Source organism: Dietzia sp. DQ11-44, assembly GCF_014145205.1.
Lineage (GTDB): Bacteria > Actinomycetota > Actinomycetes > Mycobacteriales > Mycobacteriaceae > Dietzia > Dietzia natronolimnaea.
Window position 1 is genome coordinate 1 of sequence record NZ_JAALEC010000533.1, and the last position, 1591, is coordinate 1591.

2 protein-coding genes are annotated in these 1591 nt (G+C 72.3%); both read left to right on the forward strand.

Going from position 1 to position 1591, the window contains the following annotated elements; genetic code table 11:
* The coding region (locus G6018_RS13050; RefSeq protein ID WP_182639831.1) for an amino acid deaminase/aldolase at window positions 1-881 on the forward strand (881 nt) is incomplete at its 5' end.
* Window positions 878-1591: M20/M25/M40 family metallo-hydrolase (locus G6018_RS13055; RefSeq protein WP_182639832.1), on the forward strand; the 714-nt coding region annotated here is incomplete at its 3' end. The genes G6018_RS13050 and G6018_RS13055, both read left to right, overlap by 4 nt.

Here is a 1591-nt window from a genome sequence, read left to right on the forward strand (position 1 = left end):
CGGTCGACCGCGCGGCGCTCGCGCGACTGGGGGCGGATCCGGCCGCGCTCGACGCGGTGACCCTGATGGTCGACGACGAACGCCAGCTGGAGATCGCCCGCGAGTCGGGTGCCGGTGGGGCGAGGGTGTGCGTCGACGTGGACGCCTCGCTCCGGTTCGGACCCCTCCACCTGGGCGTCAGGCGGTCCCCGCTCCGGGGCCCCGCCGACGTCGAGCCGCTGGTCCGTCGAGCCGTGGCCTCGGGCTTCCGGGTGGTCGGTGTGATGTTCTACGAGGCGCAGGTCGCCGGCGTCCCCGACGACGTCAGGGGTATCGGCGTGGTCAAGGCGCTGTCGATGCGCCGTCTGCTCGGGATCCGGGGGGCCGTCGCCGGAGTGGTCGCCGACGTCACCGGGGAGCGACCCGAGATCGTCAACTCGGGTGGCTCCGGTTCGATCGCCGAGAGCGCCGCGGATCCCGCCGTCACCGAGGTGACCGCCGGGTCGGGTCTCTTCGTCCCCGGGTTGTTCGACCGCTACCGCTCGTTCACACCGCGACCCTCGCTGTTCTTCGCCCTGCCGGCGGTCCGGACCCCGGCCCCCGGCCTCACGACCTTCCTCTACGGGGGGTACGTGGCCTCCGGGGTGCCGGGGCCGGATCGGCTGCCCGTCCCCGCCCGCCCCACGGGGTTGCGGTACCTGGGCAGGGAGGGCGCCGGAGAGGTGCAGACCCCCGTGCGAGGGGAGGTGGCGATAGGCGACCGCGCCTGGTGGCGCCACGCGAAGGCGGGAGAGGTCTGCGAGCGGTTCGACACGCTCCACGTGGTGGACGAGACTGCACAGGGACCAGCGGTGGTGGATCGCTGGCCCACCTACCGTGGGGAAGGGATGTGCTTCGGATGACGGACACCGTGCCGATGACCGACGAGATGCGGGAACTCCTGCACTCCGAGGCCGTCTCGATCACAGCTGACCTGGTGTCCATCGACTCGACCAACACCGGCGACCCCGCCACGACCGGCGACGGTGAGACCCGCGTGTGCCGACGTATCGCGGAGTACCTGGACGAGGTGGGGATCCCGAGCGAGTTGGTGGAGTCCGTGCCCGGTCGCGGAAGTCTGTTCGCCCGTGTCGACGGGTCGGACCCGGCCGCCGGCGGACTGGTCGTGCACGGGCACGTCGACGTGGTCCCCGCGGTCGCAGAGGACTGGTCGGTCCCGCCGTTCGCGGGTGAGATCCACGACGGCTGGCTCTACGGCCGTGGAACCGTGGACATGAAGAACATGATCGGCATGATGCTCGCCGTCGTGCGCCACTACCGCCGTGAGGGCATCGTCCCGCGCAGACCCCTGTTGCTCGCCTTCTTCGCCGACGAGGAAGCCGCCGGGACGATGGGGGCGCGGTGGGTGGTGCGGGAACGTCCCGACATCTTCGACGGCATGACCCACGCACTCAGCGAGGTCGGGGGGTGGTCCGTACCGGTGGCGGGTCGGCGGCTCTACCCGATCGCGGTCGCGGAGAAGGGCGTCGCCTGGGCGCGGGTGAGCGCGAAGGGGGCCGCGGCCCACGCGTCCCGCCCGACCTCGGACAACGCGGTCGCGGCGATCGCGGGT